Source organism: Tautonia sociabilis, assembly GCF_003977685.1.
Classification (GTDB): domain Bacteria; phylum Planctomycetota; class Planctomycetia; order Isosphaerales; family Isosphaeraceae; genus Tautonia; species Tautonia sociabilis.
This window is the reverse complement of sequence record NZ_RYZH01000027.1, coordinates 32600-57252: the sequence shown is the minus strand read 5'-3', so window position 1 is coordinate 57252 and position 24653 is coordinate 32600. Positions and strand designations below refer to the sequence as shown.

At 70.1% G+C, this 24653-nt stretch carries 17 protein-coding genes; 8 read left to right on the top strand and 9 right to left on the bottom strand.

The window, feature by feature from the left end; genetic code table 11:
* Positions 1 to 148: 148 nt before the first annotated feature.
* The 4 genes from TsocGM_RS26525 to TsocGM_RS14555 all read right to left on the bottom strand — a co-directional run bounded on the left by TsocGM_RS26525 (position 149) and on the right by TsocGM_RS14555 (position 7438).
* Complete coding sequence (locus tag TsocGM_RS26525; RefSeq protein WP_199756791.1) at positions 149 to 3637, bottom strand: efflux RND transporter permease subunit; 3489 nt, start codon at positions 3635 to 3637, stop codon at positions 149 to 151.
* Between the two features lie 53 nt (positions 3638 to 3690).
* Positions 3691 to 5013: an efflux RND transporter periplasmic adaptor subunit gene (locus TsocGM_RS14565; protein WP_158633572.1), complete on the bottom strand. Its 1323-nt coding sequence runs from the start codon at positions 5011 to 5013 to the stop codon at positions 3691 to 3693.
* 381 nt (positions 5014 to 5394) lie between these two features.
* Positions 5395 to 5772 carry a hypothetical protein gene (locus tag TsocGM_RS14560; protein WP_126726201.1) on the bottom strand — a complete coding sequence of 126 codons (378 nt, stop codon included), beginning with the start codon at positions 5770 to 5772 and terminating at the stop codon, positions 5395 to 5397.
* A gap of 103 nt (positions 5773 to 5875) precedes the next feature.
* The gene (locus TsocGM_RS14555; RefSeq protein ID WP_158633571.1) at positions 5876 to 7438 is read right to left on the bottom strand and encodes a TolC family protein; all 1563 of its coding nucleotides are present in this window, start codon (positions 7436 to 7438) and stop codon (positions 5876 to 5878) included.
* A 310-nt stretch (positions 7439 to 7748) separates the two neighbouring features.
* Between TsocGM_RS14555 and TsocGM_RS27085 the strand changes: the two genes are divergently transcribed.
* Positions 7749 to 8111: a hypothetical protein gene (locus tag TsocGM_RS27085; protein WP_233578887.1), complete on the top strand. Its 363-nt coding sequence runs from the start codon at positions 7749 to 7751 to the stop codon at positions 8109 to 8111.
* A 241-nt stretch (positions 8112 to 8352) separates the two neighbouring features.
* Here TsocGM_RS27085 and TsocGM_RS14545 read toward each other — a convergent pair whose 3' ends face one another.
* From TsocGM_RS14545 to TsocGM_RS14535, 3 genes are all read right to left on the bottom strand, one after another.
* The gene (locus tag TsocGM_RS14545) at positions 8353 to 11532 is read right to left on the bottom strand and encodes an efflux RND transporter permease subunit (protein ID WP_126726199.1); all 3180 of its coding nucleotides are present in this window, start codon (positions 11530 to 11532) and stop codon (positions 8353 to 8355) included.
* 25 nt (positions 11533 to 11557) lie between these two features.
* Positions 11558 to 13198, bottom strand: coding sequence for an efflux RND transporter periplasmic adaptor subunit (locus tag TsocGM_RS14540; RefSeq protein WP_126726198.1), 1641 nt, complete (start codon positions 13196 to 13198; stop codon positions 11558 to 11560).
* A 171-nt stretch (positions 13199 to 13369) separates the two neighbouring features.
* Entirely contained in the window at positions 13370 to 13747 is a 378-nt protein-coding gene (locus tag TsocGM_RS14535; RefSeq protein ID WP_126726197.1) for a hypothetical protein, read from the bottom strand.
* Between the two features lie 313 nt (positions 13748 to 14060).
* Between TsocGM_RS14535 and TsocGM_RS14530 the strand changes: the two genes are divergently transcribed.
* From TsocGM_RS14530 to TsocGM_RS14515, 4 genes are all read left to right on the top strand, one after another.
* Positions 14061 to 14441, top strand: coding sequence for a hypothetical protein (locus tag TsocGM_RS14530; RefSeq protein ID WP_233578886.1), 381 nt, complete (start codon positions 14061 to 14063; stop codon positions 14439 to 14441).
* Positions 14442 to 14587: 146 nt separating this feature from the next.
* Positions 14588 to 15976: a TolC family protein gene (locus TsocGM_RS14525; RefSeq protein ID WP_158633570.1), complete on the top strand. Its 1389-nt coding sequence runs from the start codon at positions 14588 to 14590 to the stop codon at positions 15974 to 15976.
* Positions 15973 to 17331, top strand: a complete 1359-nt coding sequence (locus TsocGM_RS14520) for an efflux RND transporter periplasmic adaptor subunit (RefSeq protein WP_126726194.1) — start codon at positions 15973 to 15975, stop codon at positions 17329 to 17331. Before TsocGM_RS14525 ends, TsocGM_RS14520 begins: the two co-directional genes overlap by 4 nt.
* A gap of 33 nt (positions 17332 to 17364) precedes the next feature.
* Positions 17365 to 20616, top strand: coding sequence for an efflux RND transporter permease subunit (locus tag TsocGM_RS14515; protein ID WP_126726193.1), 3252 nt, complete (start codon positions 17365 to 17367; stop codon positions 20614 to 20616).
* A gap of 85 nt (positions 20617 to 20701) precedes the next feature.
* Here TsocGM_RS14515 and TsocGM_RS14510 read toward each other — a convergent pair whose 3' ends face one another.
* Positions 20702 to 21028 carry a hypothetical protein gene (locus TsocGM_RS14510; protein WP_126726192.1) on the bottom strand — a complete coding sequence of 109 codons (327 nt, stop codon included), beginning with the start codon at positions 21026 to 21028 and terminating at the stop codon, positions 20702 to 20704.
* 688 nt (positions 21029 to 21716) lie between these two features.
* On the opposite strand from TsocGM_RS14510, the gene TsocGM_RS14505 reads away from it, so the two are divergent.
* From TsocGM_RS14505 to TsocGM_RS14495, 3 genes are read left to right on the top strand one after another with little or no spacing between them, the layout of a single operon-like run.
* A complete protein-coding gene (locus TsocGM_RS14505; RefSeq protein WP_126726191.1) occupies positions 21717 to 21995 on the top strand; it encodes a type II toxin -antitoxin system TacA 1-like antitoxin in 279 nt (92 codons plus the stop codon).
* Positions 21988 to 22503: a GNAT family N-acetyltransferase gene (locus tag TsocGM_RS14500; RefSeq protein ID WP_126726190.1), complete on the top strand. Its 516-nt coding sequence runs from the start codon at positions 21988 to 21990 to the stop codon at positions 22501 to 22503. Before TsocGM_RS14505 ends, TsocGM_RS14500 begins: the two co-directional genes overlap by 8 nt.
* 6 nt (positions 22504 to 22509) lie before the next feature.
* Positions 22510 to 23337 carry a hypothetical protein gene (locus TsocGM_RS14495; RefSeq protein WP_126726189.1) on the top strand — a complete coding sequence of 276 codons (828 nt, stop codon included), beginning with the start codon at positions 22510 to 22512 and terminating at the stop codon, positions 23335 to 23337.
* On the opposite strand, the gene TsocGM_RS14490 is transcribed toward TsocGM_RS14495, so the two are convergent.
* Entirely contained in the window at positions 23331 to 24647 is a 1317-nt protein-coding gene (locus tag TsocGM_RS14490) for an aminotransferase class V-fold PLP-dependent enzyme (protein WP_126726188.1), read from the bottom strand. The two genes, TsocGM_RS14495 and TsocGM_RS14490, sit on opposite strands and share 7 nt — an antisense overlap.
* Between the last annotated feature and the right edge of the window lie 6 nt (positions 24648 to 24653).

The window sequence follows — 24653 nt, the reverse complement described above, 5'->3', positions numbered from 1 at the left end:
TCGCGGCAAGCGTGCCCCGGGGGGACGGCCGGGTCAAGCCGACGGGCCGACGGTCTGTCGCCCCGGGAACGAGTACGCTCGATCCTTCGCTCGTTCAGCCCACACAGCTCGCCAGGCACGACCCTTCTAGCCTTGCGGGCCCGGGCGTTCAATGAGCCCGGTCAGGGCTCGGATCGTTGGCGGGCGGGCCGGGCGGGACGAACCAGTGGTAGATCGCCGGCACGACCAAGAGGGTCAGGAGCGTCGAGGATATGAGCCCGCCGATGACCACCGTGGCCAGGGGCCGCTGCACCTCCGCCCCGGCGCTGGTCGATGTCGCCATCGGCAGGAAGCCGAGGCTCGCCACGAGCGCCGTCGTCAGGACGGGCCGCAGGCGCACGAGCCCCGCCTGGTATGCCGCCTCGCCGGGCTCCATGCCGTCGGAGCGCAGGTGTTCGCCGTGGCTGACCAGAACCAGGCCGTTCAGGACCGCCACGCCGAACAGGGCGATGAAGCCGACGCCGGCCGAGATGGAGAACGGCATCCCCCGCAGCCAGAGGGCGACGATGCCGCCGATGGCGGCCATCGGCACGGCCAGGTAGATCAAGAGCGCCAGCCGCGCCGAGTTGAAGGTCGAGTAGAGCAGGAGGAAGATCAGCCCCAGGGCCAGCGGCACGACGATCGCCAGCCGGCGGGAGGCCGAGATCAGGTTCTCGAACTGGCCGCCCCAGTGCAGCGAGTACCCCGGCGGCAGCTCCACCTCGGCCGCGATCCGCCGCTGGGCCTCGGCGACGAAGCCCGCCACGTCGCGGCCGCGCACGTTGCATTCGATGAGCTGGCGGCGGCGGATGTTCTCGCGGGAGACCTGGAGCGGCCCCTGCTCGATCTCCAGGTCGGCCAGCTGCTCGAGCGGGATCTGCCGGCCCAGCGGGTCGGCGACCTTGATCCGGCGGATCGACTCCAGGTCCTGGCGGACGGACTCGGGGAACCGCACCTGGAGCGCGAAGCGCCTCTGCCCCTCGAAGACCTGGCCGACCACCATGCCGCCGATGGTCCCCACGGCGTCGAGCACGTCCGAGGCGTTGATCCCGTAGCGGGCGATCTCGTCGCGGTCCACGTCCACGCGCAGCACCGGCAGCCCGGCGATCGGCTGGGCCTTGGCCTCGGCGACCCCGCGGACCTGCCGGAGCACGCGGACGATCTCCTCCCCCTTCTGCTCGAGCACGTCCAGGTCGTCGCCGTAGAGGCTGATGCCCAGCTCGGAGCGGACCCCGGCGATGAGCTCCTGCACGCGGAGCTCGATCGGCTGCGAGTAGCTGAAGACGTTGCCCGGGACGACGGCGTTCAGGAGCTCGTCGAGCGCCGTGACGAGCCGGTCCTTCGGGTTGAACAGGTTGCGCTCCTCGAACTCGGCGAAGACGGCTTCGGCCCGCCGCCTTAGCTCGGCGGGCTCGCCATCCCCGAGCACCCGCTGCATCACCCGGGCCAGGTTCTCGGGGCTGTCGATCGTGGTCCACTCCTCGGGCGGGTGGAGCATCACCATGATGTCGCTGATCTCGACGCCCATCGGGTCGGTGGCGATCTCCGCCCGCCCGGTCTTGGACACCACCGTCTCGACCTCGGGGAACGCCCTGAGGACCTTCTCGATCTGGGTGGTGTCCTTGATCGACTTCTCCAGCGAGACGCTGGGCAGCCGCCACGCCTGCAGGGCCAGGGCGCCCTCGTCGAGCTGGGGCATGAAGATGGCCCCCAGGCCCCGCGCCATCAGCAGGCTGGCGGCGAAGAGCGCGGCGGCCGCGCCGAAGGTCAGGACGGGGTGGTGCAGTACCCGTCGCAGGATCGGCTCGTAGGCGGCGCGGGCCCAGCGAATCAGGAACACGTCCTTCTCCCGGACCGGCCCGCCCAGGAGGACGGCGGTCAGGGCCAGCGCCAGGAGGATGGCGGGCATCGCGAGCAGCAGGACCAGCTCCTCGGCCGGTAGGTGCTCGCGGATCAGCGCGTACGCCTCGGCGGGGGTCCCGAGGGCCGACGGCGGCAGCCCGAGGTTGGCGAAGATCAGCCCGAGCGGCAGGCCGAGCGAGGCGGCAACGATCGCAAGCGAGCTGAGGACGCGGTGCGCGCGGCACCAGCGGACCACCGGGCTCGCCGGATCGTGCGGCCGGCGCAGGGTCAGCGACGCGAGCACGGGCATCAGGGTCAGCGACAGGACCATCGACCCGGCCAGGGCGAAGATCACCGTCAACGCCATCGGCCGGAACAGCTTCCCCTCCATGCCCTGCAACGCCAGGATCGGCAGGTAGACGATGGCGATGATCAGCTCGCCGAACATCGTCGGCTTGCGCACCTCGATCGCCGCATCGCGCACCACGTCGAGCAGCGGTCGATCGACGTCCTCTGCCGAGCCATGCCCGGACAACCGCCGCACGCAGTTCTCGATCATGATCACCGAGCTGTCGACGACCAGGCCGAAGTCGATGGCGCCGAGGCTCATCAGGCTGCCGGCGATGCCCCAGTAGAGCATGTTGTCCACGGCGAAGAACATCGCCAGCGGGATGACACAGGCCACCACCAGCCCGGCCCGCAAGTTCCCCAGGAGCAGGAACAGGATGACGATAACCAGCAGCCCGCCCTCGGAGAGGTTCTTCAGCACCGTCATGATGGTCCGCCGCACCAGGTCGGTCCGGTCGTAGAACGTGTCGATCGTTACGCCCGGCGGCAGTGTCGTCTCGATCCGCCGGATCGCCTCCTTGACGCGGTCGGCGACCACGCGCGAGTTCTCGCCCATGAGCATCATGCAGATGCCGATGACCGCCTCGCCCTCGCCGTCGCGGGTCACGGCGCCCTGGCGGAGCATCGGGGCGAAGCGGACCTCGCCCACGTCGCGCACGAGGATCGGCGTGCCGTCCTCCCGGCTGGCCAGGACGATGTCCCCCACGTCGTCGAGCGACTTGATCAGCCCCTGTCCGCGGACGATCCGCTGCTCGTCGTCGTGGACGATGTAGCCGCCGCCCTGGTTGGCATTGTTCTCGCGCAGGGCCTCGAAGACGCGATTGATGGAGACCCGGTAGTTGAGCAGCCGCTGCGGTTCGACCTGCACCTCGTAGGTCTTCAGCTCGCCGCCGAAGGTGTTGACCTCGACGAGGCCCGGCACGGTCTTGAGCTGATAGGCGACGTACCAGTCGAGGATGGTGCGCAGCTCCATCGCCGAGTAGCCCTCGCCCTTGACCTCGAACTGGTAGATCTCGCCGAGCCCGCTGGAGATCGGGGCCATCTCGGGCTCGCCGTAGCCCTCGGGGATCGCGTCGCGGGCCTGGCCCAATCGTTCCAGGATCAGCGCCCGCGCCCAGTAGATGTCCGTCCCCTCCTCGAAGACGACGGTGACGGCCGACAGGCCGATGCGGGAGACCGAGCGGATCTGCTCGATGCGCGGCAGGCCGCTCATCGCCGTCTCGACCGGGAAGGTGATGTACTGCTCGACCTCCAACGGCCCCAGGGCCGGGGCATTGGTCAGGATCTGCACCTGGATGTTGGTCAGGTCGGGCACCGCATCGATCGGCAGCCGCAGGGCCGAGTAGATCCCGGAGCCGACCAGGATGGCGGTGAACACCAGGACCAGGAAGCGGTTGTTCAGCGAGAACTCGATGATCTTGTTGAGCATGAATCGGGGCCTTTCTCGCGGGGGAGGAGGGGCTTAGCTCGCTCGGGCTGCCGTCAGTGGGAGTGCCCGCCTTCGGCCAGCTCGCCGCGCATCATCTCGGCCTTCAGCGCGAAGGTGCCCCGCACCGCGATCGGCTCGCCGCCTTGCAGCCCCTCGATGATCTCGACAACGTCCGCCCCCTCACGCCCGACGGCCACGTCCCGCCGCGCGAACTCCTCCGCCCCGTGCTGGACGAAGACGAAGGTCCGGCCCTCGTCGGCCTGGATGGCCGACTTCGGCACCTGCACCACGTCGTCGGCCGTGCCGATCGGCAGCTCCACCTCGACGAACATGCCGGGCTTCAGGGTCCCGTCGTGACTGTCGGCCACGGCCATCATGCGCACGGTGCGGGTCTCCGGGTCGACCACGTCGCCGGCGTAGAAGACCTTCGCCTCGAACAGCCGATCGGGATAGGCGCCGGCCCGGAACCGGATCGCCCCGCCGCCCAGCCCCTCCAGGTACGGCAGATCCTGCTCGTAGATGTCGGCCCGGGTCCAGACGGTCGACAGGTCGGTCAGGTCGAACAGCCTCGTGTCGGGCCCCACCCGCTCGTCGCGGACGACGTCCTTGGCGATGATCGTGCCGTCGAACGGGGCGGCGATCGCGTAGTGGGCCACCTCCTCGCCCTGGCCGAGCGGATCGAGCGCCGCGACCTCGTCCTCGCCGTACCCGAGGATGTAGAGCGCCGAGCGGCTCGTCCCCTCGGCCACCTGCGCCGCCTCGAGCGCCTGCCTGGCCTGGATCAGCTCCTGTTCGATGGTGAATCGGGACTGCTCCATCAGGGCGCCGGACGTGGCCTGCGCGGCCTCGAAGTCGGCCTTGGTCCTGAGGAACTGCTGCTCGCTGATGGCCCGCCGCTGCTCGTAGAGGTTGCGGTCCCGCTCGTATTCGGCGCGGGCCTGGTGCAGCCGCGCATAGGCGGACACGAGCTGCTCGCGGTAGGCGCCCATCGGCCGGCCCTGGAACCGCTCGGCGATCTCCTGCGGGGCGATCCCCTGTTCCAGCGCCTCGATCAGGGCCCGGGTGTTCTCGGCGATCGTCTGCTTCCAGTCGAGGTTGACCTCCGCGATCCGGACGTCGAGCCGGTCCTGCACGAGCGCGAGCTTCGCCTCGCCCACCTTCACGCTGTCGACGACCGCCAGGACATCGCCGGCCCGGACGCGGTCGCCGTAGCGGACGCGCACCTCGTGGACGATCCCCTCGACCAGCGAGTAGATGTGGGCCAGCCGGTCCTCGTTGGGCGTGACCTTGCCGGTGACCCACTTCGTCAGGGTGAGGCGGTCGCGGCGGGCGGGGGCGACAGCGATCCCGGCGCCCTCCCACTTCTCTCGCGGCATCTTGACGACGCCGGGCCCGTGTTCCTCATGTTCGACTCCAACCGCGGCGTGCCCGTGCTCGTCGTGCTGTGCGACGTCCGCGGTTCCGTCGGCCGGGGGTCGGCCCGGCCCGGGCGTCCTCAGCAGCCCCCCGGCCGCATACATTGCCCCAGCCCCGGCGGCGCCCCCGGCCAGGAGGGCGAGCGCGATCATCAGCGTTGGACGTGCGCGTGGTTTCGGGAGCCGGGTCCCCGGCTCGGGAGCTGGATTCATGGTCGGGCCACCGATTGCAGGTAAGGAGATTCGATGCGGAGAAGGGTCGCGGTGCGCGCGCAGCGTCGAGCGGGCCGGGCCCACGGCGTGGCGAAGGCCCGCGGCGCGATGGGGGGCGGAGGGGACGCCTCAGATCAGGAGGGTCTGCTTGGCGATGCAGATCGCGCGGCCAGTCGCGGGGCCGCGCGGGTCGAAGTGAGGAGGGGAGGGGCGGCCGGTGGGCGCGGGGTGCGACGTCGGGAGTGGCGCGGGGGGGAAGACTGGGGCATCGGAAGACGCTTCGTGCACCCGCTGCTTCGCCGTGGGGTCGGAGGTGGCCCCCCGACAGATGCAGCCGTGGGCCGACTCCTGGCCAGAGTCGGGAGGCTCGGGATGACCGGGGCAGGTGGCGGCGGCAAAGGCGCGGCCATGTCCCGGGCAGGGAGTCTCCCCGTGGGCGGTCCGACACAGGATCGGATCGGCCGCGAGCAGGCAGACGACGGCGAGGATGATCGCTGTGCGGAACATGGCAGGCCCGTCGAAAGATCGACTCGTCAACCAATCCATCCTAGTCGGACGCAAGCACCGGCGACAACCGGGGGACGGACTCGGCCTGCACGCCGGCGCCGGTTCACGGCAGCAGCCGTCGGCCGACGGCCGTGTTGAGCTGGAGCATGACGCGCCGGTGACGCACGAGCGTGTCGCGGTACTGGCGCGAGACCTCGTTGAAGTTCCGCTGGGCCTCGAGGTAGGTGATCTGGCTCTCCTCGCCGGCCTTGTAGAGCTCGAGGCCGGTCTCGAGGTTCTCGCGGGCCTTGGGCAGGATGTCCTCCTCGAGGCGCCGCACGGAGGCCAGCGAGACGGCGTAGGCCCGCTCGGCGCGCTGGACCTCGGTGATCACGCGGCGCTCCAGGTCGGCCAGCTGGATCTTCGTCTGGACGGCGGTGTGGCGGGCGCGCTCGATGTTCCCCTGGTTACGGTTGTAGATCGGCAGCGGGATCGTCGCGCCGATGGCCCAGGAGGTGTTCGTACCTGAGTCGGCTCTCCCCGCCTGGTGGGTGTAGGGCTGGTAGAAGAGGAAGACGTCCTCGAAGCGGTTGGCCCGCTGCAGCCGCACGTTGGCGTCGGCGCGGCGGATGCCGATCCGGTAGGCGGCCAGGTCGGGCCGGACGGCCAGCGCCATGGGGATCAGCTCCTCGACCGGCGGCACGGGCGGGTCCGGCGCGCGGAGCACCCCGCTGACCTCCAGGGTCATCGCCGCATCCGGCGGCAGGTACAGCACCGTGGCCAGCGTCCGCTTGGCGTCGAGGAGCGTCTCCTCGGTCTCGACCAGGGCGACGTTGGTGCTGTCGAGCAGGATCTCGACGCGGTTGACGTCGGCCGGGGTGGCGGCCCCCTGCTCGAGGAGCGCCCGGGTCGCCTCGACGAGATCTTCGAGCGCCTGGGCGCTGAAGCGCAGGTAGCGCAGCGTCTCGCGCGCGGCCAGGACGTCGACCCAGGCGGTGTAGAGGTTGTCGACCTGGAGCCGCACGGCGTCCTGGTACTGCGCCTCGATGACGTTCTTGGCCAGGACGGCGACCTCGCGTCGCCGCTTCCACTTCCCGTTGAGGTCGATCGGATGGGTGATGTTGATGTCGTACTGGGTGGGCCCGGCCTCCTCCGCGAAGGGGCCGCCGTAGGGGATCAGTTGCGAGTCGAAGAACAGCAGCGGGTTGGCCCACAGCTCGGCGGTGATGATGTCGGCCTGGGCCTTGGGGATCTCCATGGCCTTGGCGCGCAGGTCGGTGTTGGCGTGCAAGAGCCGGGCGATGGCCTGGTCCAGGGTCAGGCCGCCCGGGGGGCCCGCCCCCTCGGGGCCGGTCGGGACCTCCAGGCGGCCGTAGAGCGGCAGCTCGGCCTCGGGCAGGGACGGGACCGGCCCGATCCCGAGCTCCGCCGGGGCCCCGAACGGCTGGCCCGGCCGGGTGATGCCCTGGGGCACGCGCGGGAAGCCGGGCCCGGGGCCGGTGCCGATGACGCCCTCGCCGCCGGGGCCCTGGCCGGGCGTGCTCCCGTCGGAGCCGGGCGAAGCGCCCAGGGTCGACTCGCCAGACCCCGGACCGGAAGGGTCTGGGACCTGCGCCTGGGCCCAGGGAACGCTGATGCCGGCGACAATCGTGGACGCGAGGAAACACAAGACGACGGGTCGTGGCATGATTCGAGGCTCCTTCCTCGGGGCGGGGGCGGGATCCTCCGTCCCGTCCGTGCACCGCGCACTCCGTGCGCGGGGACCTGCCAAGCCATGATCAGGTCTTCGGATCGATGGGTTTCCGGCGTTCGTTCGATCCCGTTCGGTCGGGCCGGCGGGGATCGGATGTAGCGGTGGTGCGAGACCTGCGGTTGAAGGGGCCGCACGCGGGGCCGTATAGTCGAGGCCGCAGGGGCGGGCCGCCGTGGCCTGCCGGTGTCGACGGCATGCCCTCGGCACCGCGCGATGACGGCATGGTCGAACGAAGGAGCGAGACATGGGACGGTTCCTCTCCGCCGCGGCGATCGGGATGATGGTCGCGGCGACGGCATTCCTCGGTACTGGCTGCGGCGGCCAGCCTTCGTCCCCGCCCGGCGCGGCCGAGACGGCGTCGGTCGCTGGCGAGGACTACGGCCTCTACTGCAAGGAGCATGGGGTGCCGGAGAAGTTTTGCACCCTCTGCCACGAGGAGCTCAAGGAGAGCCTCCTCCTGTGCAAGGAGCACGGGGACATCCCGGAGGACATCTGCACGCTCTGCCACCCGGAGGTCGAGGCGAAGTACGACCTCGTGATGTGCCCGGAGGGGCATGGCCTGCCGGAGCACTTCTGCAATCAATGCGAGGCGGACCCGGCGGCCTGATGCCAGGTCGCTCGATCGGCCCCGATGCCCTCGCCGGGCCCGGCATGGAGGCCACGCCGGGCCCGGCCCTTTACGAGATCGGACCTGGCTGTCGGGCATCGGGATCACCTTGTTTGAACATCGCTCGACCGGCGGCGCCCTGCGTCCCGCGCGAGCCCGCGTAGCGCCGCGGAGAGATCATCGCGTCCCGGCGTCATCTCGCACACATCCTCCTCGAGCGTCCTCCCGCGTGGCCTCCCGTTCATGTCCCCACCGCCTGCGGCTCGTGGGCGGCAACAATGCGGTGCCCGGTGTCCTCGGGATCGGGCTCGAGGCCATGGTCACGGCGGTCGTCGTCTCGCCCCGGACCTGCCTCGGGCTGCGGCCCCTTGCCGAAGAGCAAGTAGAGCACCGGCAGGGCGAGCATGGTGAGGAAGGTATCGCAGGCCATGCCGAAGACGACGACGGTGGCCAGCGGCCGCTGCACTTCGGCCCCGATGCCCGTCGAGAGCATCATGGGGACGAAGCCGAGCGCGGCCACCGTGCCGGTCATGAGCACCGGCCGCAGCCGGGCAAGACGTGCCTGCTCGATGGCCTCACGCTTGGGCACGCCGTGGGCCATCCGATCGCGGATGTAGCTGACGAGGATGAGCCCTTCGAGCATCGATGCCCCGGCCAGCGCGACGAAGCCGACCCCCGCCGAGATCGTGAAGGGCAGGCCCATGACGTACAGGCCCAGCACGCCGCCGACCCGCGCGAACAGCACGCCGCTGAAGATCATCAAGGCGTCGCGCAGCGAGTGGAACGTCAGGTACAAGAGGCTCAGGATCAGCGCGAGCGCCAGCGGCACGACGATCATCAGCCGCCGCTCGGCGCGGATCAGGTTCTCGAACTGCCCGCCCCAGGCGATTGTGTAGCCGGGGGGCAGCTCCACCCGCCGGGCGATCTCCCCCTGCGCCTCCTCGACGAACGAGCCGATGTCCCGGCCGCGCACGTTGGCCTGGACGACGATCCGCCGCTCGCCCCACTCGCGCTGGATGGTCGAGGGCCCGACGACGGTCTCCAGGTTCGCCAGGCGGGTCAGCGGGAGCCGCTCGCCGCCGGCCGTCGTGATCAGGATCCGCTCCAGCGACCGCGGATCGTCGCGGTAGTCCTCGGGCAGTCGGACCGCGAGCGGGAACCGCCGGTCGGGCTCCAGCACCTCGCCGACCTGCAAGCCCCCCGCGGCCTTGATCGCGTCGAGGACCTGGCGGGACGAGACCCCGTAGCGGGCCAGCGCCGGCCGATCGACCTCCACCCGCAGCACGGGCAGGCCGGTGATCTGCTCGGCGCTGACGTCGGCGGCGCCGGGGACCTGCTCGAGGACCTCCTGGATCTCGGCCGCCTTCTCCTTGAGCACCTCCAGGTCTGGCCCGAAGAGCTTGACGCCGAGGTCGGCGCGGATGCCGGCGACCATCTCGTTGATCCGCAGCTCGATCGGCTGGGAATACACCGCCCGCATCCCGGGGAACGTCCCGGTCAGCTCGGCCATCTCGGCGACGAGCTCCTCCTGGGTCTCGGCGCGCCGCCATTGCTCGCGGGGGGTGAGCATGATGTAGACGTCGCTGACCTCGAAGCCCATCGGGTCGGTCGCCACCTCGGCCGTCCCGGTCCGGCTCCAGATCGACCGGATCTCGTCGGGGAACTCCTCCTTGAGGATCTGCTCGATGTGGGTGCCGTACTCGATCGACTCCTCGAGGCTCACGCTGGCCAGCCGCACGGTGTTGATGACCACCGAGCCCTCGTTCAGGCGCGGGACGAACTCCGAGCCGAGGGAGAGGCCGAGGATCGTCGCCCCGATGGTGATCGCCCCGACCAGGGCCAGCGTCGCCTTCGGGAAGCGGAGGCCGAGCTTGAGGATGGGCTGGAAGACCGCGTGGGCGATGCGGTCGACGATCGTCTCCTTCTCCGACATCCGCCGCGGCAGGCCGAGCGAGGCGAGCACCGGCATCAGCGTCAGCGAGAGGACCATCGACGCGCCAAGCGCGAAGATGACGGTGAGGGCCATCGGCCGGAACAGCTTCCCCTCGACGCCCTGGAGCGTGAGGATCGGGAGATACACGATCATGATGATCAGCTCGCCGAAGAGCGTCGGCTTGCGGACCTCGACGGCGGCGTCGCGGATGATGGCGAGCTTCGAGCGACCCGATCGGTCGTGGGCGATGCGCCGCACGCAGTTCTCGACCATGACCACCGAGCTGTCGACCACGAGGCCGAAGTCGATCGCCCCGAGGCTCATCAGGCTCCCGGCGATGCCCACCTTCTGCATCATCGTCACGGCGAAGAGCATGGAGAGCGGGATCGCCGAGGCGACGATCAGCCCGGCGCGGAGGTTGCCGAGGAAGGCGAAGAGCACGGCGATGACCAGGATCGCCCCCTCGAACAGGTTCTTCTCGACGGTGTGGAGCACCTGATCGACCAGATCGGTCCGCTTGTAGACGACGTCGATCTCGACGCCCGGCGGCATGGCCCGCTGGGCGTCCTCCATGGCCGCGTCCAGGGCCAGCGTCACGTCGCGCGAGTTCTCGCCCATGCGCATGAAGGCGAGGCCGAGGACGACCTCGCCCTCGCCGTTTGCGGTCGTGCCGCCGCGGCGGATCACGTGGCCGATGCCGACCTCGGCGACGTCCTGGACGCGGACCGGCACGCCGTCCTTGGCGGCGACGACCACGTCGGCGATCTCGGCGAGGGTGCTGGTCCGCCCGACCCCCTGCACCAGGCTGGCCTCACCGGCCCGCACGACGTAGCCGCCCCCCGCGTTCTGGTTGTTCTCGCGCAGGGCGCCGATCACGTCGTCGAGCGTGAGGCCGTACTTGGCCAGCTTCATCGGGTCGACTTGCGCCTCGAACTGCTTGGCCAGGCCGCCCCAGGGGTTGATCTCGGCCACCCCCGGGACGCGGAGCAGCCGCGGACGGATCACCCAGTCCTGGAGCGTGCGCAGCTCATCGAGGCCGATCTCGGGGTCGGAACTCTTGAGCAGGTAGTGGTAGACCTCGCCCAGGCCGGTGGCGACCGGCCCCATGGTCGGCCGCTCGATGCCCTCGGGCAGGTCGATTTCGCCCAGCCGCTCGTTGATCTGCTGCCGGGCGAAGTAGACGTCCGTGTCGTCGCTGAAGATCAGCACGACCTGGGACAGACCGTACTTCGAGACCGAGCGGACCTCCTCGAGGCCCTTCAGGCCCCCCATCGCGTATTCGACGGGGAAGGTGATCAGCCGCTCGACCTCCTCGGGGCCGAGCTCTGGGGCGGTCGTGTTGACCTGGACCTGCACCGGAGTCGTGTCGGGGAAGGCGTCCAGCGGCAGCTGCAGGGCCGCCTGCACCCCGACGACGATCAGGATCGCCGTCGCCAGCAGGACGACGAACCGGTTCTTCAGGCTGAATTCGATCAGCGCGTTGAGCATGTAGGCTCCTCCATCGGCGACGGGGTCACTCGCAGCACCCGGCGCCGATGGCGCCCTTCATGATCTCGGTCTTGAGCAGGAAGGAGCCCTTGGTGACGACCCGCTGGCCGTCCTGCAGGCCCCAGGCGACCTCGACGACGTCGCGGCGGTCGACGGGCCGGGCAACCACCCGCTGCGGGCGATAGACGCCGTCGTCCTGCAACAGGAAGACCACGTCGGCATCGTCCTTGCGCTGCACCGCGGCCTTGGGGACCACCACCGCCTGACGTTCCTCGCCGAGCTGGATCTCGGCCTGGCCGAACAGGTTGGCGCGGAGGCGGCCGTCGGGGTTGGCCAGCTCGGCCCGGACGCGGGTGGTCCGGGTCGTGGGATCGACCTGGACCCCCACCCAGGTCACCGTGCCCTCGGACTCGGCCCCGTCGACCCCGGGGATGATGAAGCGCACCGGCTGGCCGAGCGCCACCGCGGCGATGTCCGCCTCGTAGACGTCGACCCAGAGCCACATGCGCGAGGTGTCGGTGACGTCGAACAGCTGGGTGGTCGGCTGCACCGCCTCGCCGCGGACGGCGTGCCGGGCCGTGATGACCCCGTCGATCGGCGCGACGACGTCGAGCAGGCTGGAGGTGTCCTTCGCCTCGGCGATCCGCGCGAGATCCGCGTCGGCGAAGCCGAAGTTGCGCAGCGCCTGCTCGGCGTCCATCATCTCGGCCTGGGCCTGGTTCAGGGCGGTCAGGGCCTCGAGCTCGTTCTTGGCGGGCAGCGCCCCCCGTTCGGTGAGCTTGGCGGTCCGGTCGTAGGCGACTTTGGCCAGCTCGGCTGCCGACCGCGCCGCGAGGAAGCGGCTCTTGGCGCCGCTGATCTCGGCCGAGTCGACGACGGCCAGCACCTCGCCCCGGCGGACCGGCTGACCGAGGTCGGCCCGGGCCTCGCGGAGGAAGCCGCCCACGCGCGGGTAGACTTCGGCGCAGCGGTTGGCGTCGAAGGCCGTCTCGGCGTTGGCCAGCAGGCGGGGCACCAGCCGCTCCTGCCGGGCCGGGGCGGTCTCGATGCCGAGCCGCGCGGCGGGTCCCGGCGTCCGGAGCCGGACGATCGGCAGGGGCACGCGGCAGACCTCGGCCTCCGCAGGGCCATGCGCGTGGCCCGCGTGATCCTCATGGCCCGGGTGATCGGCATGGTCGCCCGTCGCACAGCCCCCGGCGGCCTTGCACTCGATGCACCAGGCCCCGGGCATGTTGTGCGCGGCACACCAGCCGTCGTCCGGGAGGGCCGCCGCGGCCCCCGGCCCGTTGCCGCACTCGCCGCAGAACTGCTCCGGCAGGTCGTGCTCGGTGCACATCGCGAGGTCGTACTTCGCCTCCGCCTCCGGGTGGCAGAGGGTGCAGATGTCCTCCGGGATGCCGCCGTGCTCCGTGCAGAGCAGCAGCGTCCCGGTCAGCTCCTCGTGGCAGAGGGTGCAAAACTTCTCCGGCACCCCATGCTCCTTGCAGTACAGGCCATAGTCCACGGGCCCGGGGGCCGCGGCCGCGAGGCGGGCCCAGCTCGGCAGCCGCGCGGGGTCGATGCCGGCCCAGGCGGGCACGAGGTCGGGGCGCGCGACGGCCAGGCCGGCGCCGGTCGCCGCGACGACGACGAGCGCAATCGTCACGCCGAGGACGATCCGTTTCATCGGTCGGTCCTTGTGTGGAGGGGCTGGCCCAAGGGCGCGCGGGCGCGGCGCCCGAGGGCCGGGTCGTCTTGTGTCAGGCACGGAAGTTGGCTGACGGCCCGTCGGACGGGGCCGGGGGGCGCAGGACGCGCGCGGGCCGGGCGCGGTCACGCCGGCGGCGGGACGGGGGGATCAGCAGCGATAGACCTGGATGAGGGCCCGGACGGTGCCCGAGTCGCCGAAGCGGCCTGGGCCTGCGGCCGCACCGTCCCGCGCGAGGTAGGGAGAGAGCGGTTGGCGGAGGCCGGGCGCGGGCAGGGCGAAGAGGGTGGGGGTGGGAAGGGGCGTGGGATCGTGGTCGGAGACGCGGACGCCGACCCCCTGGATGGCCCCGCTGCAGATGCAATTGCCGCCGTCATCCGAACACGGCGCGGGGTCGGGGGCCCCGGGCTCGTCGCAGGTCGTGTCCGGCTGGCACTGGTGCAGACTCTGATCGGACCCGGCCGCCTCGCAGACGAGGGGGCAGGCAGCGATGAGGCCGACCAGGAGCACGGCGACCAGGCTTCGCACGACGAGCCTCCACAGGGGAGGATGGACCTAGCTTGAATGATACGGTCTCTTCGACCCCGATCAAGCTCGGAACGTGGGGTTCTCTGACCACCGGCGTTCCGCCGACTCATCATCCAAGATCGGGCCGGCGGCCGAGATTTCTGCAGTCATACCGCGGAGATGCCCCTGGTCCTCAAGCGTCCGCGCGGAGTGGCCGACCGGAATGGAGATTGCGCATGGGCACCCTCAGGGGTAGCATGCGCCGGGAGTCCCATCACCACCAGGGTTTATGCAGCGTCGCCTCCGTTCCTTCGTCTCGGCCCTCGCCCTCTTCGTGTACGCCGTCGTCGGCGTCGGGGCGGTCCATGCCGAGCTGCTGTGCGTCGGGGCCGACGGCCATGTCGCCTTCGCGGGGCCGGCCGGGGACGACCGGTGCCACGGCGAGTCGACGCCCTCGGACACGTCGGGCGTTCAGGCCGCGCGGATCGCGGATCGGGCAGCATCGGCAGATTGCACCGACCTCGTCCTGCCCGGCCGCACCGCACTCAAGATCCAGGAGCCAGGTCTGGAAGTCGGGCCGCTGGTTCTCGCGCGGGTCATCGCCGCGATCGCCCCGACCGCGGTAGCTCTCCCCAAATGCGCCCCGACCGTTGATGTCGGAGCCTCTCTCGCACGTACGCTCACCTCCCATCGCACCACGATCCTCCTGATCTGATCGTTCCGCCCACCCTCGGTCCCGGCTGCCCCCGGGACGAATCGACGCGCGTGGGGCCTCGCGGCTCCTCGCTCACACCGACCGTACACTTTGTCCTGTCCCGAGTTATGGAAATATCGCGTTTTTCGGCCCTCTGCGGAGTGTCTTTGATCCTCCTCAGCGGCTGTCGGCTGCAGACGATTGCGCCGCCCGAGGAGGAGGCGGCCGCCGCGATCGGCCTGGCCGGCGCGATCGTCTTTCGTGAGCAGCCGATGCCGGTGGAGGAGGACGACGCCACGCCCGAACTCCTGAGCTTTCCCGAGGCGCTGCGCCTGACCCTGAAGAACGACCCCGGCATCCAGGCGGCGCTGGGGCGGGTGCGCATCGCCCAGGCAGATGCGGACCAGGCCCGGCTGCTGCCCAACCCGATCTTGAGCGTCGCATTCCGCATCCCGGACTCCGGCGGGCGGGCGGTCGTCGAGGCGGGGCTCGCGGAGGACCTCCTGTCGGTCCTGCGGAGGCCGGGGCTCGTCTCCGCCGCGGACGACCGGCTGCGTGCGGCCGGCGCGGAGGCCGTCTCGGCCGTCCTCGACGCGGTGTCCTCGCTCGGCGAGCGGTTTGTCGCGGCGCAGGCGCTCGACTCGCTCTGTTCCGAGCTGGAAGAGCGGAAGCGGCTCAACGCCCGCCTCATCGAACTGGCGAGGGCGAGGCTGGAGCTGGGCGAGGGGACGCTGCTCGACCTGACGACCGCCGAGGCCCAGCGCCTCGAGATCGAATCGGAGATCGCCGAGCGACAGCTTGAGCGGCGAGAGGAACGGCTGGCCCTCGCCCGGCTGATCGGCCAGCCGGGCGGCGCGGCGGATTGGCGCCTCCCCGCCTGGGACCCGCCGAATCCGATCACCGTCCCGGACCGGCGTTGGGCGGAAGCGGCGCTTGTGCGGCGACCGGAGGTCCAGGCGAAGGAGTGGCAGCTTGCGGCGCTCGGCGCGGAGCGCCGCCTGGCGTGGCTTGCGCCGCTTGAGGGCGCCGGGGTGGGGGTCGATGCGGAGCGCGAGGAGGAGTGGTCGGTCGGCCCGAGCATCGCCTTGCCTCTACCGATCTTCGACTTCGGCCAGGCCCGGCGGGCGCGGGCCCGCGCGGCGGTGCTTGAGGCAAGCCACGAGCTGACGGGGATCAAGCGGCTGGTCGTCGAGGAGATCCGGCGCGCGCACGAAGCGTATGCCGCGACCCTCGCGAACCTGGCCCGGGTCGAGAGGGAGCTCATGCCGCTGGCCGAGCGGCGACTCGGACAGGCCCAGTTTCAGTTCAAGACCGGGGAGACGGACATCACCGAGCTGCTCCTGGCCGAGCAGGATCTGCACGAGGCGCACACGCGCCTCATCGAGCTCCAGCGGAAGGCCTCCGTCGCGCTCATCCGCCTGGAGCGTGCCGTGGGAGGGGCCGGGGTGGCCGCGGAGCTGGAGGCTGCGGCGCAGACGAAGCCGGGCGTCGCAGCCGGCGGACTAGGAACGACCCCGGAGGCACACGGGGAAGCATCAGAGGAATCGGAACGATGAGAACCGGTGATCAATCGCAGACCACCAGGGCCGCTGACCATCTGCCCGGCCGCATCCTGACCCTCCTGCTCCTCCTGCTGCTGGCCGGCTTCGTCGCCGGCTGCCGCGGCGAGGGTCGTAGCGGCGGGGACGAGCATGAGCATGGGCATGAGCACGGCGAAGAGAGTGGTCACGACGAGCACGGCCACGGGAGTGGGGAGGACGAGCATGGGCATGGCGAGGAGGGCGAGGATGAGCACGAACACGGCGAACACGGCCACGGCGAGGGCGCCGAGCATATCGACGAGGCGACGCTGGCGCCGGCCGCGATCGAGCGCTACGGCCTCCGAATGGAGGTCGCCAGGAAACAGGCGCTGAACGACTCGGTCACGGCACCGGCCCGGGTGTCATACGACCGGGATCGGCTCGCCCACGTCGGCTCTCCCGTCCCCGGTCGGGTCGTGGAGCTGAAGGTGCAGCTCGGCGATCGGGTGCAGCCGGGGGACGTGGTGCTGATCGTGGAGAGCCCCCAGTTCGGGGAGGCGCAGAACGACTTCCGATCGAGGCGCGCCGCCGTCGATGCCGCGCGCAGCGCGTACGAGCGCTCAAAGACGCTGCTGGAGCGGTCGCAGGGGATCGCCCTGGGCGAGGTGCAGAAGCGGGAGGTGGAGCTGCGGGTGGCGGAGACCGAGGCACAGGCGGCCGAGAGCAAGCTCCGCCTGCTTGGTTTCGACAGCGCGCAGATCGCCGGCCTGCTCAAGTCCGGCGAGACGACCTCGCGCTATCCGATCCGCTCGCCGCTTGGCGGGACGGTCGTGAAGCGGCATGCGATGCTCGGCGAGCTGGTTGGGCCCGAGCACGAGTCACTCCTGATTATCGCCGATACGGGCACGCTCTGGGTCCTGGCCGACGTGCCGGAGGGACGCCTCAAGGACGTCGTCGTCGGCTCGTCGGCCCGAGTCAAGGTCCCGGCGGCCCCCGGGGAGCCGTATGAGGGTGTGGTCACCGTCATCGACCCGGCGCTCGACCGTGCGACCCGTACCGCGGAGGTGCGCATCGAGGTGAAGGACCTTCGCGGACGGCTCAAGCCGGAGATGTTCGCGGAGGCCACGATCTTCCCCCCGGCCGGCGCGGCCGAGGAGGTGCTCGCGGTCCCGAGCGAGGCCGTGCAGACGGTCGAAGGCTCGCCCGCGGTGTTCGTGCCCGTCGAGGGCGAGGCGAACACCTTCGCGAAGCGCCCGGTCCGCGTCGGCCCGGCCGTCGGCGGGATGGTGCCGGTGCTCTCCGGGCTCGAGGAGGGGGAGCGCTACGTCGCCGCGGGGACCTTCATCCTCAAGGCCGAGCTGGGCAAGGCCGGCGCAGCGCACGAACACTGAGCACGCAGCTCGCCCACGAGTCACAGGAGGCCCATGCTTGATCGTATCCTGAAGTTCTCCATCGACCACCGCTGGCTGGTCGTGCTGATCACCGTGCTGGCGGCATCGGTCGGCGCCTATTCGCTGCAGCAGCTGCCCATCGACGCCGTCCCGGACATCACCAACAACCAGGTGCAGATCAACACCGAGTACCCGGCGCTCTCGCCGTTCGAGATCGAGACGCAGGTGACCTTCCCGATCGAGACGGCCCTGGCCGGCATCCCGGGGCTCGACTACACCCGCTCGCTCTCCCGCAACGGCTTCTCGCAAGTGACCGCCGTCTTCGACGACGACGTCGACATCTACTTTGCGCGGCAGCAGGTCGCGGAGCGTCTCGGGCTCGCCCGGGAGAACCTCCCTCCGCGGGCCGAGCCTCGCATGGGGCCGATTTCCACCGGCCTGGGCGAGGTCTACATGTGGGTGGTCGAGTACGAGCACCCGCGAGGTGAGGGTGCCGAGGCGGTCGATGGCCAACCGGGCTGGCAGGGCGACGGGAGCTACCTCACGCCGGAAGGGCTGCGGCTTCGGACCGAGCTCGAACGGGCCTCGTACCTGCGGACGGTGCAGGACTGGATCATCCGGCCGCAGGTGAAGGGCGTGAAGGACGTTGCGGAGGTCGACGCCATCGGCGGCTACGAGAAGCAGTACCATGTGCAGCCCGATCCGATGAAGCTCATGAGTTACGGTTTGACCTTCGGTGATGTGATCGAGGCGCTCGAGCGGAACAACGAGAGCATCGGCGCCGGCTACATCGAGCACAAGGGCGAGGCGTACCTCGTGCGCGTCCCCGGCCGCATCGAGCAGCCCGAGCAGATCGAGAGCATCGTCGTCGCGGAGCGGGGCGGAGTGCCGGTCTATGTGCGGGACGTGGCGAGCGTGGGCATCGGCAAGGAGCTCCGCACCGGCTCGGCGAGCGAGAACGGCGAGGAGGTCGTGGTCGGCACGGCGCTGATGCTCATCGGCGCCAACAGCCGGACCGTGGCCGCGGCGGTCGACGCCAAGCTCGCTGAGGTCAACAAGAGCCTCCCGCCGGACATCCGGGCCAAGACGGTGCTCAACCGGATGAAGCTCGTCGACGCGACGATTCGCACCGTGCGGAACAACCTGGCCGAAGGGGCCATCCTGGTCATCGTGATCCTCTTTGCGATGCTGGGGAACTTCCGGGCGGCGTTCATCACGGCGCTGGCCATCCCGCTGTCCATGCTGCTCACCGCGACGTTCATGGTGCGGACGAAGATCAGCGGCAACCTGATGAGCCTCGGCGCGATCGACTTCGGCCTGATCGTCGACGGCGCCGTGATCATCGTCGAGAACTGCCTGCGGCGCCTGGCCGAGGAGCAGCACCGCCTCGGCCGCACGCTCACGCTCCGGGAGCGGCTCGAGGTGGTCTTCCAGGCGAGCGTGCAGGTGCGGAGCGCCACCGCCTTCGGCGAGGCGATCATCATCGCGGTCTACATCCCGCTGCTGGCGCTGACCGGGGTGGAGGGCAAGATGTTCCAGCCGATGGCGGCGACCGTCATCTTCGCGCTGATCTCGGCCTTCGTCCTCTCGCTGACCTTCGTCCCGGCGATGGTGGCGATCGGCATCACCGGGCGAGTGAAGGAGGAGGAGAACTGGTTCGTGCACCGGGCCAAGGAGCGATATGCGCCGCTGCTGCGCTGGGCGATGCGGCACCGCGGCGCCGTGGTGGCAGGCGGCGCCGGGTGGTTCCTCGCGTCGCTCCTGCTGTTCTTCGTCCTGGGCCAGGAGTTCATCCCGACGCTCGACGAGAAGGACATCGCGATGCATGCGATGCGCATCCCCAGCACCGGGATCACCGAGTCGACGGCGATGCAGTTCCACGTCGAGGAGATCGTCTCCGACTTCCCCGAGGTGGCGTTCGTCTTCTCGAAGACCGGGACGGCGGAGATGGCGGCCGACCCGATGCCGCCGAACGTCTCGGACACCTTCATCATCTTCAAGCCCCGGGAGGAGTGGCCCGAGCCGGATGAGCCGAAGGCGGAGCTGATCGGGCGGATCGAGGAGGCCCTCTCGGCGGCCCCCGGCAACAATTACGAGTTCACGCAGCCCATCCAGATGCGGTTCAACGAGCTGATCGCCGGGGTGCGGAGCGACGTGGCGGTGAAGGTCTACGGCGACGAATTCGGCCAGATGGTCCCGACCGCGGAGGCGATCGCCCGGGTCCTGGGCGAGGTGGAGGGCGGCACCTCGGTGAAGGTGGAGCAGACCGAGGGGCTGCCGGTGATGACCGTGCGGGTGGACCGCGCGGCCATCGCGCGTGTCGGGCTGAACGTCGCGGACGTGCAGGACGTGGTGGCGGCGGCGATCGGCGGCAAGGAGGCGGGCCAGGTGTTCGAGGGCGACCGCCGCTTCGACCTGGTGGTCCGCCTGCCCGATGAGATCCGGCGGGACATCGACGCCCTGAGGAATCTGCCGATCCCGCTCCCGTCCCACGGGGAGGAGGTTCCGGCTCCGGCGGGAGATAACGCGGCGGGCCGGCCGGTGCGGGCGGGGGCGAGCTATGTGCCGCTCGGGTCCCTCGCGGCGATCGAGATGAGCGAGGGGCCCAACCAGATCAGCCGGGAGAACGGCAAGCGTCGGGTGGTGGTCCAGGCCAACGTCCGGGGCCGCGACATCGGCTCCTATGTCGCAGAGGCGCAGCGGCGCATCGACCAGGAGGTGAGGATGCCGGCCGGCACCTGGCTGGACTGGGGCGGGCAGTTCGAGAACCTGATCCAGGCGAGGAAGCGATTGAGCCTCGTCGTCCCGCTCTGCTTCTTCCTGATCTTCCTGCTGCTCTTCAGCACGTTCAACTCGGTGAAGCACGCGTTGCTGGTCTTCTCGGGCGTGCCGCTCGCCCTGACGGGGGGGGTGCTCTCGCTCTGGCTCCGCGGCATGCCCTTCTCGATCTCCGCGGCGGTCGGCTTCATCGCGCTCTCGGGCGTGGCGGTCCTGAACGGCCTGGTGATGGTGACGTTCATCAACCAGCTGCGGCGGGAAGGAATGCCTCTCGAGCGCGCCATCGTCTCGGGCGCGGTGACCCGGCTGCGGCCGGTACTGATGACGGCGCTCGTCGCCGCCCTGGGTTTCGTCCCGATGGCCCTCTCCACGGGCACGGGGGCGGAGGTCCAGAAGCCGCTGGCGACCGTGGTCATCGGCGGCATCTTCTCCTCGACGCTGCTGACGCTCGTCGTCCTGCCGGCGCTCTACCGCATGTTCCACAGGGAGGAAGTCGCAACCGACTGATCGGCCGGTATCCGCGCGTAGGCCGGCACGAGCCGGTGCGGACTGAATGGCAGCCGAGGCATCAGCGGCAGCCTTTCGATTCGCCTCAGTCTCGTTCCGGTTCCGCGCCCCGGGCGTAATCGCGGAGCAATCCGCCCGTGGTGGACAGGCCTCCGATCGTCTGGCCGTCCTCAGGGCGAGTGGACGAGCCATGATCGTTGAACAGCCAGTTCGTGAAGGCAAACACGGCGATGAAGAGCAGCCATGTCCAGACGAGCAGCTTACGACTCGTCGTCGTGCCGACCAGCCCGAGATAGCCCATCAGCCCTCCACTCGCATGCTGGCCCTCGCTCGATCCCCCACCGAGCTGGGTGCCGCTCGCTGGCGCAACATGCACGGCCGATGAAAGCGGCGCGCGATAGGGATTATTCATCCGCACGGTCTATTTCTCTACAGGGTTGGGGGCATGACGATGCTGATTCGCAATGACCCGAGTTTGGCGATTCTAATCTGTTGTGCCCAACCCAGGTGGCAGTTCGCGGGCAAGCGGTTGTCAGTTCGCCGATGCGGCTCGCCCCCGGTCATCCCGCCGGACGCCCGACGTGGATCGAGGAACGCTGTTCCTATTCGAGAGGCCTCGGGGGTAGGCGGAGCCCGGCGACGCCCGCGGGACACCCTGCGACCTGCGCCCAGCTCAGGCGATCGACGTGGGCGAGGCATCGCCGGTGGGCCTCGCTGAGCTCGTTAGGGTCGTGACGATGCGGATGAGTGGGGCTGTGGCTCCGCGGGCTCTCCGGGCGGAAGGCGTTGTCTCCATTCGGCTCGGCCGCCGTGGCGGCGTTGGACGGCGCGGGATTGCAGCAAAGGGCTCCCATGGACTCGATCCTCGCTCGTGTGCGGGTGAATACTACGGAGATTATTCGCGCCGTGGCGGAAGTGGGACTTATAAAGCCAAATCAGCCGATTCGAGCCCAAGAGGCCCGATAACTGCTCTTATCGGGAGTCGGGTTTTCCGGGCGAATTCGCCATCTTAGCGGCTTTCGGCGTGGTGGGACGGTCCCGCTTGACCACTTTCCCGCCTGCGTGAGACAATCGAGTTGTCATCACGTCGAGGAAGGACCATGGAAACCGAGACCAGGAACACCGACGCCAAGGGCCGGGTGACGCTCCCCCGCTCGTTCGCCAACGCGACGGTCATCGTCGAGCAGGTCAGCGAGACGGAGCTGCGGATCCGCAAGGCCGTCGTCGTCCCCGAGGACGAGCTGCGCTTCGCCGAGGAGTCGGCCGCGCCGCTCTCCGACCGGGACCGCGACCGCTTCCTCACGCTGCTCGACAACCCGCCGGCCCCGAACGAGGCCCTCAGGCGGGCGGCCGCGACGCACCTGAAGCATCATGGCTGACTGGGCGATCGAGCGGCTCGACCGCTCGCACGACCGCTCCGCGTTAGACTGCGGCCGGCCGCCGCTGGACGACTTCCTGCGCAAGCTGGTCTCGCAGTACGAGAAGCGGAACCTGGGACGCACCTACGTGGCGGTGATCCCGGTTACCAAGCGAGTCGTCGGGTACTACACCCTCGCCTCGGGCTCCGTCACGTTCGAGAACTTGCCGGCGGAGGCCTCACGGAAGCTCCCGCGCCATCCCGTCCCCGTCGCCCTGCTGGCGAGGCTTGCCGTCGATCGCTCGATGCAGGGCCGCGGCCTGGGCGCGGCGCTCCTGACGGACGCCCTCGCACGCTGCCTGACGCTCGCCGAGCAGATCGCGATCCACGCGGTCGCGGTGGATGCGATCGACGAGGATGCCGCGGCCTTCTACGCGAAGTACGGGTTCGTCCCGTTGGAGGACGACCCGCGTCACCTCTATCTTCCGATGGCGACCATCGAGCAGGCCTTCGGCCCTCGCGGGGGGTGAATTGCGATGGCCGAGATCGGGCCGAGGGTCCACGTGCTCCTGGCGCGCCGGGCACCGGTGGGGGTCGTCATCCGCCGCGGCCCGTCGAAGCGCGTGTGCACGATCCTCTGGGACCGACGTCGGGATGAGTTCCGCCTCGGACAGTGGCTCAAGGGCCGGATCTACGAGCGGCGTAGCGACCTGTCGCCCGACGGCTCCCACCTGATCTACTTCGCGATGAACGGCCGCTGGGACTCCGAGGCCAAGGGCTCCTGGACCGCGATCTCTCGGGCACCGTACCTGAAGGCCGTCGCGCTGTTCCCCAAGGGCGACTGCTGGCACGGCGGCGGCCTATTCACCGGAATGGACACCTACTGGCTGAACGACGGGTTCGGTCATTCCGTGCTCCGCGACGCGGTCGAAGTCCGGCGCGACGCGAAGTACCGACCGGATCAGCACTTCGGCGGGGAATGCCTCGGGGTCTATTACCCACGGCTCCTGCGCGACGGCTGGAAGCTCGTGCAGCGGGAGAACGTCGCGAAGTGGAAGGACCGAGACATCTTCGAGAAGCCGGCGGGGAGCGGCTGGGTCCTGCGGAAGATCGCCCATGCCGAGCTGGGGGCGCAGCAGGGCAAGGGATGCTACTGGGATGAGCACGAGCTGGTTCATCTCGAGACGGGCCGGTGCATCCGCTGCCCGGACTGGGAGTGGGCGGATCTCGATGGGGAGCGTCTGGTCTGGGCGGCCGGCGGCAAGCTGATGGCCGCCACCCTGGCGGGAGGTGGTATGGTCGGGGAGGCCGAGCTCTACGACTTCGGCGCGATGGCGTTCGAGCCGATCGAGGCGCCCTACTGAACGCGGCGTGCGCACTCGAGGCGGCCTCCGGGTTCGAGAGTCGACCGTCGTCCGGCGTGACCGGCGCGACGTGCCACCGAGGCCGGCATTCCTCGGGCGACGCCAGCGAGCACCGATCGCATCACTTCGAGGTCCTCGTCCTCCCAGAGCTCGCCGGGCATCGACAGGCGGACCACGCCACCGTCATACGCCGTCGCGGCGAGTCCGCGGCGATGCAGCTCGGAGCGGAGCCGCTCGGCCGGCCAGGAACGGACTCCCGGATCGGCCGCACGGAGCAGCACGATCCCGGTGAGGAGCGCCGATGACGGTACGAAGGGCTCCCAGCCGACCCGCCGGGCGATTTCGCGGACCCTTGCCGCGTTCGCCTTGCGGAGCGCGAATCGCTGGTCCGTGCTCCGCCGCTCGGCGCATTCCGCACGGACGGCCGCCGCGAGGCAGAAGAGCGCCCCCAGGTCGGCCGTCTCGCCGTATGGGTGAGAGGCCGTGCTGTCGATCTGATCGACGAGGTCGAGCAGCGGGTCGGAGACGGACCTCGAGTCCACCAGCCTCGCGATCTCGCCGGCGACGAGCGCCCGGCTCTTCTCCCGCGGGACCAGGGCGATGCCGATCGGATGCCCCGCCCTGAGCCACTTCTGGGCCCCGGCGAGATACAGGTCGCAGCCGTCGAGCTGAACGGGTGCCTGCCCGAGGGCCTGCGAGCCGTCGACCACGAGGAGCGGCTCGGCACCACCCCGCTCCAGCTCGCGGACGATGGATGCGACCGGGATCCGCATCCCGTCGTGGCTGATGTCGGTGAGGAACAACCCCTCGCAGCTTCGCGCCCGGCACGCATCGGCGATGAGGCGCACGATGTCATCGGCGCCGATCGTCCCCCCGTCCAGGAGATGCCGGACCGGCAGCGAGATCACCTCGCGGCCCGCTTGCCCCGCCTCCTCGTGGAGCAGGCCGACGTAACTGTCCCATTCGAGGTCGGTGTGGAGGATCCTCCTGCAACGTCGCGCGAGTGCGCGTGCGCCGATCCGCATCAGCGTCGCCGAGCGGGCGGCCAGGAGGACGTTCGCCTCGGTCGGCGCACCGAGCATGGTCCGGAGGTCGCTTCGTAACGATGCGAGCCCTCCCCAGTCGGCGAGGCCGGGATAGCGGAGTTGGAACGCCCGGGGCCAGGGTTCGTGGCCGCCGACCAGCAGCTCCTCGACGCGACGCGAGCCGCCCTCGTCGGAGCAGAGCCGGGCGTGATCCGCCGCCGCCCGCCGGGCGCGAAAGCGCATCCTCCCGAAGCGTGCAGTGTCCAGATAGAGCGTGGTGTACACCGGCGT

Coding starts and splice junctions, on each gene's coding strand:
- TsocGM_RS26525 (WP_199756791.1), bottom strand. CDS start 3,637: ATGCTCAACAAGATCATCGAGTTCTCGCTGAACAACCGCTTCCTGGTC.
- TsocGM_RS14565 (WP_158633572.1), bottom strand. CDS start 5,013: ATGCCGCGAGAGAAGTGGGAGGGCGCCGGGATCGCTGTCGCCCCCGCC.
- TsocGM_RS14560 (WP_126726201.1), bottom strand. CDS start 5,772: ATGTTCCGCACAGCGATCATCCTCGCCGTCGTCTGCCTGCTCGCGGCC.
- TsocGM_RS14555 (WP_158633571.1), bottom strand. CDS start 7,438: ATGCCACGACCCGTCGTCTTGTGTTTCCTCGCGTCCACGATTGTCGCC.
- TsocGM_RS27085 (WP_233578887.1), top strand. CDS start 7,749: ATGGGACGGTTCCTCTCCGCCGCGGCGATCGGGATGATGGTCGCGGCG.
- TsocGM_RS14545 (WP_126726199.1), bottom strand. CDS start 11,532: ATGCTCAACGCGCTGATCGAATTCAGCCTGAAGAACCGGTTCGTCGTC.
- TsocGM_RS14540 (WP_126726198.1), bottom strand. CDS start 13,198: ATGAAACGGATCGTCCTCGGCGTGACGATTGCGCTCGTCGTCGTCGCG.
- TsocGM_RS14520 (WP_126726194.1), top strand. CDS start 15,973: ATGAGAACCGGTGATCAATCGCAGACCACCAGGGCCGCTGACCATCTG.
- TsocGM_RS14515 (WP_126726193.1), top strand. CDS start 17,365: ATGCTTGATCGTATCCTGAAGTTCTCCATCGACCACCGCTGGCTGGTC.
- TsocGM_RS14510 (WP_126726192.1), bottom strand. CDS start 21,028: ATGAATAATCCCTATCGCGCGCCGCTTTCATCGGCCGTGCATGTTGCG.
- TsocGM_RS14505 (WP_126726191.1), top strand. CDS start 21,717: ATGGAAACCGAGACCAGGAACACCGACGCCAAGGGCCGGGTGACGCTC.
- TsocGM_RS14500 (WP_126726190.1), top strand. CDS start 21,988: ATGGCTGACTGGGCGATCGAGCGGCTCGACCGCTCGCACGACCGCTCC.
- TsocGM_RS14495 (WP_126726189.1), top strand. CDS start 22,510: ATGGCCGAGATCGGGCCGAGGGTCCACGTGCTCCTGGCGCGCCGGGCA.